This window comes from Moorena sp. SIO4A1, from assembly GCF_010672065.1.
Taxonomy (GTDB): Bacteria; Cyanobacteriota; Cyanobacteriia; order Cyanobacteriales; family Coleofasciculaceae; genus Moorena.
Genome location: NZ_JAAHHX010000119.1, coordinates 1 through 10,063 on the forward strand (window position 1 = coordinate 1; position 10,063 = coordinate 10,063).

Consider the following 10,063-nt stretch of genomic DNA (forward strand, 5'->3'; position numbering starts at 1 on the left):
GCCACTATTGATGTGTAGCCGTAATCGGCCAGAATTGGGATGAAAACCTCTCTGGGTAAGGGAAAAAGGTCAATTGCCTGAAAGTGAATACTTAATGATATACGCCTCCAAGGTGAATCGCCCTCCCAATCTAGGTTGATCGCTCATTGGAGTGTAAGATTTTGTCAAAGTCCCGCTATCTGGTATTTGATTAATGACTATAACTCATCCTTACTGGTTTAGGACTACCAAGACCATTAAGCTTTATTGGTTGTCTTCATTCTAATTAATCTCTCCAAAAATCCAATTTTTATACAATTTTATGTAAAGTTTTGTAACTAATATAATCAAAATCAATGGTCATGACCCAGGCAAATGAAGCTATGATGGCTAAACTAAACCACTATGATGATTAAATTCAACATCTGGAGTGGGCTTGGGGAGAACTGGTTGAGCAAATTTTGCGTTCGCGTAGCGTGACCTACGGTCAATCGCCTTTGGCGGGCTCTTCGAGCCATCGCATAACCGTTATCGCCCAGGGGAGTCTCAATCTGCTAAATTAATTTGCCACAAACCATACCAATTCCTAACTGCCAACCATACTGTAGACAGCAATCCCGCCATGCTCAAAGTCAAACCACTGTAAGGCTAACTGTTGATACCTGACGGCTTATATTCACTTTTTTTACTTATCGACTTGTAGAGATCATCAAGCATTTTATTTACCTCTGGAGTTTGGGAGGTAAAACGAATATAAAACCCTAGATTTTATGTTTCAAGTGACGTAACTTTAGCATAGATATCATCACTATATTCTGCTTGATATTGATTTAATAGATTCAGGCTTATATTACTTAGCTCTACCGGTAAATACTCTCTTATTATCTCATAGGAACGCACTTTCGATCCCTTAGCTTAAAGCTGAACTAAACTTCCAAGAAAAAGATTTTTGCCGATATGCTTTTCTTCCAAAATTTTGTAGGTGAGTGGGATGGTTTTAGGAAGGGTAAAAAAATTCTCGTCTTCTTGAGGTATAAAGAGATTGTAGTCATCACCAATACCCACAACGTTATAGATAGTAATTGGCTGTTTAACCCCTTTTGGTTGTACCTGTTTGTCCCCGTGAATTATCACGATTGACTTAACCTGTTCAAAGGTGGATTGTGAAATCAAAATTTGACCACCTATGCTATAGGATTCAATACGATAGGTTAAGTTTACTTGGCTACCCACTACACTGTAATCGGTGCGTTTTTCCCAGCCAATATTGCCCACCACAACATCACCTGTGTTGATACCAATACCCATTTCTAGAGGTGGATAGCCCCAGGCATGCATCGTTTCGTTGACAGGAACCATTGCCAATTGCATCGCCACAGCACAAGCAACTGCGCGTTTTGTATCGTCTTCTCTGGCCGTGGGAGCACCAAATAAAACCAAAATTCCATCACCCATGAACTTATCAATGGTTCCTTGGTATTTAGTAATTACCTCTGACATATGTTTCAGATAGAGGTTGAGAATTTGAAGCACTTCTTCCGGAAGCAATCGTTCGGATAGCGCTGTAAATCCTCTTAAATCAGAAGTTAGTATGGTGATAGTTTTGCGCTGGCATCCCAGTTTCAATTCTTCTGGTTTTTCCAGTAAATTATCTACTACTTCCTTACTCAGGTAACGCCCAAAAATCAGGTAACGCCCAAAAATTTTACTAATAATTTGATTACTTTTTTCTAAATCTTGGTTAGCTTCAGCCAACTCAGCCGTGCGTTCCGTAACCCGCCTTGTTAATTCCTTTGCAATTTGACGCAATCTACCGATAACTAGAATTAGCCCTGAGAGTGCCAACACAGATAGTCCTCCTAAGGTGATAAATGTACTCCTCAGACCCATTTGTGTGTGTCCCACAAATTTGTCTAGAGGCTGAATAATTTTCAAAACACCTCTGACATCTCCTACTTTCCAATCCATCTTGGGACTATCCGGATGGCTGTTATGACAAGCAATGCAGCTAGACTCCATAATTATGGCTTCTGCATATCGAAATGAAGAACGACCTTGGATTTGCTCTTGGCGAAAAAATGACTGAGTGGGATATTTTCTCAAGAATCTGAGTGCATCCCATTCAAAATCATCTTTCGGACCCCCTTCAGCTTGTCGATTGGGAAAGGGATAATCACTGTAAAGCCTGATTAAAGCTCCCGTATCATTGGCACTAATGCGCGAACCCAGTTCTATCACATAGGTGGCTGGATTAGGAATTGCCCCTTTTTTGGTAGTGTAGTTATGGGTAACAGTAATTCCATCAACAGTTTTAGCACGACTAACCACCTCAGTACTGTAGAGGTTACGTGCCTCATTAATAACTTGAGCAGATAAGGTTGAATAGTCTAGTGCGTGGGATTAAATTAGATCCATGGAGAGACGAGACATGCTTGAAAGGGCAATTCCCACTCCCAGGCAAAACATGATTGTTAGAACTAGGATTATTCTCTGAAAAATTAGCTTTAATAACCAGTTCCAGAATTTAAAAATTAGGTGTAGCATCCCATAGAAACCCTAACCGAAAAGCGTTTTATTCAAAATCATTTTCACCTCTGGTTGAAAAGACAATCTCAAAGGTGATAGTTATAGAGTTCCCTGAAATGCTGCCAAAACCTAAATTTTCCTTCCAGAAGGACTAATACCTAATAGTTAATCAAGCCAATTTGAAAAATCCTGGGAAAATTGCTCAAGAGACAACAACTGAATTCTCGGGTCATTACCAGCAGATTCTTGCTCAGCTTTGGTATTGTAGCCCCAATCAGCTAGATAGAGTTTGACCGGTTTAAGGTCTGGCTGCTGTTGCACAGATTGAAGGGTCTTAAGCCGATCTTCCACAAACCATAGTGTTACGGCTTCCCCTGGAAAAGTTTCAATTAATTGTCGTAGGGTTTGATGTTTGGGTCGTTTGGACTCCTTGCCAATAATTCTGTCTTGTGGTAATTTAATACCTTGTTGCAGCAATAGTTGTTTGATGAAGCGTCCTTCTTTAGTAGAAACAATATATACCTGTGTGGTATTTGTGGAAAGTATTTGCTCCAATCGCTCAATCACACCGGGATAAAATTGGTGTAGACTCAACCAACCATCTAAATCGGTAGTAATCCATTTATCCCGAATCGTGTCTAACTGCTTGGCTGTATCGGTTCTGTCTAAGGTCTCAGAATTAACGATAGACTGGGCAACTGTTGACCAATCCTGCAAAATCTCGTCTTCTGAAATACCGAGAATCAGCGCGTGAATCAATACTGGCATTTCCCAGCCGGTTTCGATCACAGGTCGTAAGCGGTAGAAGCTAGGTGCTAAATTCTCGGGTGGTGTTTGACTGCCGGGTTTCCAAATTTGACAGTATGTACGCCACGCCGTCTGAAAATACTCTAATAGTCCGTTACACAGAACACCGTCAAAGTCGAGAGCAAGAATTGTGGGTACCATTTCACTTGATCAATACTTATGAATACTACAAATTACTATACTCAAGATTAAGGGAAAAAAGTCAAAGATTTTACCTTTACATTTTCCCCTTAATCTTTACCCTTATTCAAGAATAGATAGCAATGTTTAAGTGAATTGGTATAATTTTATAGCACCCTATCAAGTTATAGTATCTATGCCACTCCAGCAAATTTAAGCAGATTGAGCTTTGCTCACGCTACGCGATGAAGCGTTCGCGAAGCGTGGCCAAAGGCCTCAGCTTCCGCGCTTATGCGATCGACAATACCAAATTTTCCTGGATGTGAACCCAGTGTTGGTGTCCAATCTGGGTCTTGATTTAGATAAGACATACGGTCTCCCTGCAGCAGACCAATAAAAACTTCTGCTACAATCCGAGCACCTACAGATCCTAAGGTTTTACCACCAGCTCGCGCTATCTGCTTCCCTGAGAATATAGAACCACAGGGGTGTTCTACGGGCTAAGACAGAACTAATTTCAGTCACATCTGCCAGTTCCTCAGGACTAAGGGCTTGAATCCGTTCTTAGATAGAGTCGGCCATGTCTGGTCATTGCGTTTCCTGTGTGTTGTTTACTAGTTCTTTGAGTATGGATTTCGCCACCAGCTTTGGACAGTACCCGTGTGGGTACCTTTTTTGACAAGGCCAACGTCATGTATGCAAAAGTCCCTCTTTGGTCAGAGTTTCAGAATTTAAAGGTGAGGGACTGCTGGCTTGGGAAATATGCGATTGGCCTACGGCCACGCTACGCGAACGCATTACTCCCTAAATTACTAACTCACTCTAGCGCTATATATAAGTGAGGAGCTCTCAAGGAATAAGCGCGTTTTCATTTCACCTGAAAATGCTATACTTGTTAATCCAAACCAGTATTCCTCCTCAAGGAACCATAAAAACTAATAGGAGTCACCACCTAATCCAGGGTTTTTGAGATCAAGTTTTTTGATGATCCCTTGTCCTGTAGCCATCACAATCCTGATTCAAGGATGACATGTTAGTAAAGGATAAAGGTAAAGGGAAATTTTTTTGGTTCATCCCAGGTTACTGTAACTCTAAATCTTGACTATTGGTCAGAGCAATAACTGGAAAAACGCGCTTCCTGGTAAGTTATTCCAGCCTAACAGATGGGGGAATAAAATTAAATCAAAATTGGCCATAAACCTAAATTAGTCTTTAACTTGAGTAAACCTCCCAAAAAATTGCAAAATATGGATTTTTTTTAAATTAATTTAAGCGTTATCAAATTGCATAACTGAGTAAATACTATCAACCCATGTTCTTTTGCACAAATCAATGACGACAGCTACAGCTACATAAATTTAGGGTTTAGATCACCAGACCTATTCCCTAGGTATACCAATGGTAATACATTATGATCCCATTGGATAAATTCTCAAGGGATTTGTTCGTTGTAGACTAGAACGAATTTTAGCGAATCCATTTTTCATCAATTACCATAAATAAAATAAGAGCTATAATAAACTTAGAGGTACAAAATGAATACTTGGGTAAAGTCAGAAGCTGCGTACCTAGAAAATCATCGCCCGTGGTACGAGGGACCTCATGGCACTTGCAATCTCCTCAAACCCACTCTAATCCACATGGGAGACGATAAGCCACTTCATTTGATGTTCCCTGTCCATTGGAATGAAGCTATAGATGCCTTACCTCAAGCTAAAACAATGGCACGGCAACTCAATGGGTTCTTAGTACTACTGCTTTATGGACAGGCATCTGACCAAGAAATTCAATCCTTGGTACTAGAATTAGCAGAAGCCCAAGTTCTCCCCCTATGGCTAGGTTGGCAAAATAGGAAAAGGTTCGACCGCATTGTAGCAATGCTTTCCAATCATTCTGAGCTTAATTGATGTCAGTGCATATGATGTCAGTGCATATGATGTCAGTGCATAGTCAGGGTGCATTCAAGCAATTCAGCATTGATCTTGACAGTGCTTGCATGCTTTGTGACGATAATTCTTTAAGAATCAGACCTTGAATTATTGAAGCAATAGAATTATTGAAGCAATCCACATGAACATTATGAACAGACTAGAAACACTCCAGCTGAGGTGATTAGGGCTTTTATTAAAACATTACGTGTTAAGATTCCGGTTTGACTGGAAAGAAAAGCTAATGACTAACCCTTGATATGACTTAACTATCAATATCTAGGAATTAGCCATTACCAAGTTTTTTTTGATAGCTATCTGATCACGACTACTCGAGTGAGGTTTTTGGTGACCGTCTTTCCATAGCCTTTTTTACAGTGACCATCTGAGACATAAGATGCTGAATTTTAGTGTAGAGTTGGTCAAACTCATCACGATTAAGGGGAGTTGGTTTCATCTGTGGCTCCTGAGAAGCATTGGGTGGAGCATAGGCTAGAAATGATTGCACCGATGGAAACCTAGCCGTAGCTGCTCCCACGTCCAAGTCAGGTTTAGTGGGGGATTGAGTGGATGGTTCATGATCCACTGTTTGATTGGTAATGATTACAGGTTCAGTTACCGACTCAGTTTCGGCAATCGGATGGTAGGTTTTGAGCAAGGGTTCGGAAGTGACTTGCTCAAGATTGCTAATGGGCTGGTAGTTGTCGTTCAAAGATAGTGAAGTGTCTTTGTCTGAGGTAAACTCCTTCAGTCCAGAAGCGTCTAACCTAGAGTCTGATAGCTGAAGTGTCTCTAACAATTCCTCCTTTTTCCTGAGATTTTCCTCAAGACCCGATAACTGTGCCTCTATATCAGACCGGTTGCGGTCAGCGGAGCGCCATCCGGTCATCGCCACTGTAGCAGTTCCTACAGTCAGACTTAGTAGCGCTGCTAAGCCCAAGTAAGGTGGAGCTACGTCCATTAGTTTACCGTCAAACACTGGCTCCTCTTGTACTTGGATATTTAAAGGTCTAGAGCCAAACCAAGCTAGTGGTATGGTTAGGACTGTAAAGAGTGCAGCTGAAAATACAATTGGTTTCAGGACAAATTGCTTAATCGGAGATGTCATAATCAGTAGTTTCCTTCGATAGTTGCCGCATCAGCCATTTAACCTGAGCCGCGTAAGACTTTGCCAAGTTTTGATCAAGTTGTGATCTGTTTAGTCTTTCGCTCACTCCTTATCGGTGGTCAGCGGCAGAAGTTTTTTGTAGCTGCACCCTTTAATACTTTGGCTTTTCTTTAAGTTAATCCGTAGTGATCCCATGTTTCATAAAAGTTTTATGAAACCCTTCACTAAGTTTATGAATTTTACATGAATAAGTAGTGAAGGTATATTTAGAGAAATAAGTAGTGCAGGTATATAAACCCCTTCTAGATTGAAACTTGCAGTTCCTAGTGATTACCTGAGAACTTTACAATTAATCAGAATACTCCCTTCAAAACCGAGGGTTTTGAAGGTGGATGTGGGGGAAACTAAAAAGGGTTATGGAACTAAAACCCATGTTCAATAAGCGTTCGACTGTATGCCCCCCCAAAAGTTGGTAAGTTTTTTTAATACCTGCCCTGACTTAGTCTTTGGAATCTGTCAAGACACTTTGTGAAGGTTGTGTGACAACCTCCCAGAAATCCCTAGTTGATTTCGAATCTAGCCTTTACCCATCAAGCATTACATGATTTTTAACCAGGGGAATTGTCGGGTTTCGGTTTTGAGGAGATACACTGACATTAGGGCTAGTTTTGGGTATTGATATTAAGGGATTGTCTATCGTAACCTACCCATTGCCCTATATATAGTATAGTGGCTTAATTTAGTTTTTCGAGTTAGCCAGGGTGACGGAAGCTCAATCTCAAGTTCTTAGGTGCGCTCTTACTTGGCGAATTAAATTCGCCACGGGTCGCACCTCTAGTTGTGACTAACTCTACCTCTTCTCTTGTAGAAACCGATGTCTAGATTTTTCCGGCACATATCCCGAGTTGCCCGCATCCTATCAACTATCCTGCTGACAATCATCAGCCATTTCGGGCAGCCTCGACGGCGCAAGCCTGGGCATAGTAGGCTTCCTAAGTACCAGCGAACCAAATTTACACTTCCTTGGCGAATCATTGGTCTTGGCTTAGCGTTAGTCTTTTTATCCCTGATGGAATTAACCTTGCCTTCTCACCATCCTGTTGATGCAGCCAATGCTGCAAGAACCATGCAGCTACCTCTTTCTACCCAAGGATCACAACTACTTGATTCCCTAGGTCGCCCGATATTACTCAGAGGGGTGAACTGGTTTGGGATTGAGACAGAGTTGCATGCTCCTCATGGGTTGTGGAAACGAGACTACAAGGATATGTTGGCGCAGATCAAAAGCTTGGGCTACAACATGATTCGGCTGCCGTTTTCTATCCAATCCCTAAGAGCCTCAGAGGTCAGTGGGATTGATTTCAACATCGGTAGCAATCGGGAGCTTTACGGTAAATCGCCCTTGGAGGTCATGGATGCCATTATCAAGGAAGCCCAGCAGCAAGGCATATTAATTTTGTTGGACTGTCACCGACTCAATGACCAACGTATTCCTCCATTATGGTATGGGGATGGGTTTACGGAAACTGATTGGATAGAAACCTGGAAAATGCTGGCAACTCGTTACCGCAATCAGCCTAATGTCATTGGTGCAGACCTGAAAAATGAACCCCATGGTCGAGCCAGCTGGGGAACAAACGATCTAGCCACTGACTGGCGACTGGCAGCACAGAGGGCTGGTAATGCCATTCTTGCAGTCAACCCCAATTGGCTGATAGTTGTTGAAGGTGTGGAAAAGAATGTTCCAGGTCAACGACTAGCAACCCATTGGCATGGGGGTAATCTGGAAGGAGTTAGGGAATATCCAGTACGTTTGTCTAATCCCAATAAGCTGGTCTATTCCCCCCATGAATACGGCCCTGGAGTTTTCAATCACCCTTGGTTTTCAGAGCCTAGTTTCCCTAACAATTTGGAATACCGCTGGGAAATTGCTTGGAACTATATCGCTAGAGAAGGCATTGCGCCGATTTTGATCGGAGAATTCGGTGGTAAGGAGGTAGACCCTAACTCAAAAGAGGGAGTTTGGAAGCGGCGGCTGGTAGATTACATTAATCGAAACAACCTCAGTTTTGCCTACTGGAGTTGGAATCCCAATAGTGGGGATACTGGCGGGATCCTGCAAGATGATTGGCAGAGTGTGGAGGCTCCTAAGCAACAACTGCTTCAGGGACTGCTAATTGCCAACAATTTCGCCCCGAACGTGGGAGTTGCTCCGATTATCCCCTCAATTTCCATACCGCGACCAAGTTTCCCACCAGGCAGAACCAAACCAATGCCCACGCCATTGCCTAATTCCCAACCCAGCTCAATCGGGCAAATGCCTACACCAACGCCAAGTAGGCAGCCATCCAGGAGGGTTGCACCACTACCTCCACCCCTATCCAATCCCACACCCAGGAGGGTTGCACCACTACCCCCACCTAACCGGCGTACCAACCCTGGTGTAATCGCACCGTTACCGGCACCGTTACCGGCACCATCACCGGCACCATCACCAACTGTCACACCAAGGCAAGTTACACCCCTACCCCTACCGTCACCCCTTGCCAATCCAGGTTTAAAGGAGCCACTACCTTTACCATCCCCCAGTGCGACACCCAGCGACATGGCACCCTTACCTTCACCGCCACCCGATACCAACCAAGGTTTAAGGGAGCCAATGCCAACACCCGAACCTAGCCCTAATCTCCCTAACCCTAATCTCTCTACAAGGTCACAGACTAGAAACCGTGTCCCTTTAAAAGTGGTACCTAACCTGCATTCAGATTGGCAAGAAGGATTTTGCATCGGCATACAGGTTATCAATGAGGGCAGCACTAAGGTTGAAGACTGGGAATTAACATTCCAAATGAATCAAGCTGCGATTAACAATAGTTGGAATGGTAATTTCCAACCCCGTAACATGGAAAACTCTCAATCCTCTAAAAACTATGTGGTCACCCCGCTGGATTGGGGACGATTGATCGAACCTGGTCAAAGCCGTCATTTGGGATTCTGTGCCAACAAGCTTGGGTCTGACTACAAACCCAAGCAAATGTTGGCATCAGGGCAATAAAGATTGAATGCGTTCGCTACGCGAACGCATCTTGCTGACAGTACTTACCAAATCAGACAGAGAGCTTTAGCATTGTTATCACCCCGTGAGCTTTTAACTGGAGTTTAGACTAACTGGGGTTTCCCAAGAATGCGTTCGCGTAGCGTCGGCTTCGCCGAATCGCTAATCCAGAATGCGTTCGCGTAGCGTCGGCTTCGCCGAATCGCTAATCCAGAAGGGAGCATGTCACTTATGCAGCAACATTAGTACTAAATCTCTAGCCCGCTCATGGGTTTAAGCTTGTTAAACTAAGCCGGGGAGTCGCCTCACCCAACTCGTCTACAAAACCGGACGTGAAGGTTTCCCTTCATCCGGCTCCTCATCATGGGAACCATTGACATTGGTACCTCTACCATGGGTTGATATCCAACGACCTAGTGGGACTAAGCGCGATAATTAAAGGCATAAATAGTGCTATCCTATATAGGGTCTAGTTTTTAGGTTGGTTACTTTGTCCCTCCAATCCCATGAAAGAAACTGTTTCCACAGCAATGCCTCCAT

Annotated in this window: 6 protein-coding genes; 2 read left to right on the plus strand and 4 right to left on the minus strand. The window is 43.1% G+C overall.

The features are described 5' to 3' along the window. Positions 1 to 894 precede the first annotated feature (894 nt). The 3 genes from F6K53_RS34045 to F6K53_RS34055 all read right to left on the minus strand — a co-directional run bounded on the left by F6K53_RS34045 (position 895) and on the right by F6K53_RS34055 (position 3,803). Entirely contained in the window at positions 895 to 2,307 is a 1,413-nt protein-coding gene (locus F6K53_RS34045) for an adenylate/guanylate cyclase domain-containing protein (RefSeq protein WP_364303588.1), read from the minus strand. 363 nt (positions 2,308 to 2,670) lie between these two features. Continuing rightward, on the minus strand, positions 2,671 to 3,453 hold the full coding sequence (locus tag F6K53_RS34050; protein ID WP_293029450.1) for an HAD family hydrolase: 783 nt from the start codon (positions 3,451 to 3,453) through the stop codon (positions 2,671 to 2,673). 212 nt (positions 3,454 to 3,665) lie between these two features. Beyond that, positions 3,666 to 3,803: a hypothetical protein gene (locus F6K53_RS34055; protein ID WP_293029453.1), complete on the minus strand. Its 138-nt coding sequence runs from the start codon at positions 3,801 to 3,803 to the stop codon at positions 3,666 to 3,668. A gap of 1,164 nt (positions 3,804 to 4,967) precedes the next feature. Between F6K53_RS34055 and F6K53_RS34060 the strand changes: the two genes are divergently transcribed. Next, entirely contained in the window at positions 4,968 to 5,339 is a 372-nt protein-coding gene (locus F6K53_RS34060; RefSeq protein WP_293038788.1) for a hypothetical protein, read from the plus strand. A 349-nt stretch (positions 5,340 to 5,688) separates the two neighbouring features. On the opposite strand, the gene F6K53_RS34065 is transcribed toward F6K53_RS34060, so the two are convergent. After that, positions 5,689 to 6,468 (minus strand): hypothetical protein, encoded by a 780-nt coding sequence (locus tag F6K53_RS34065; protein WP_293070167.1) that lies wholly within the window; start codon positions 6,466 to 6,468, stop codon positions 5,689 to 5,691. An 874-nt stretch (positions 6,469 to 7,342) separates the two neighbouring features. Here F6K53_RS34065 and F6K53_RS34070 point away from each other — a divergent pair. Continuing rightward, positions 7,343 to 9,523 carry a cellulase family glycosylhydrolase gene (locus F6K53_RS34070; protein WP_293070169.1) on the plus strand — a complete coding sequence of 727 codons (2,181 nt, stop codon included), beginning with the start codon at positions 7,343 to 7,345 and terminating at the stop codon, positions 9,521 to 9,523. Positions 9,524 to 10,063 lie beyond the last annotated feature (540 nt).

Coding starts and splice junctions, on each gene's coding strand:
- F6K53_RS34060 (WP_293038788.1), top strand. CDS start 4,968: ATGAATACTTGGGTAAAGTCAGAAGCTGCGTACCTAGAAAATCATCGC.
- F6K53_RS34070 (WP_293070169.1), top strand. CDS start 7,343: ATGTCTAGATTTTTCCGGCACATATCCCGAGTTGCCCGCATCCTATCA.
- F6K53_RS34055 (WP_293029453.1), bottom strand. CDS start 3,803: ATGTCTTATCTAAATCAAGACCCAGATTGGACACCAACACTGGGTTCA.
- F6K53_RS34050 (WP_293029450.1), bottom strand. CDS start 3,453: ATGGTACCCACAATTCTTGCTCTCGACTTTGACGGTGTTCTGTGTAAC.
- F6K53_RS34065 (WP_293070167.1), bottom strand. CDS start 6,468: ATGACATCTCCGATTAAGCAATTTGTCCTGAAACCAATTGTATTTTCA.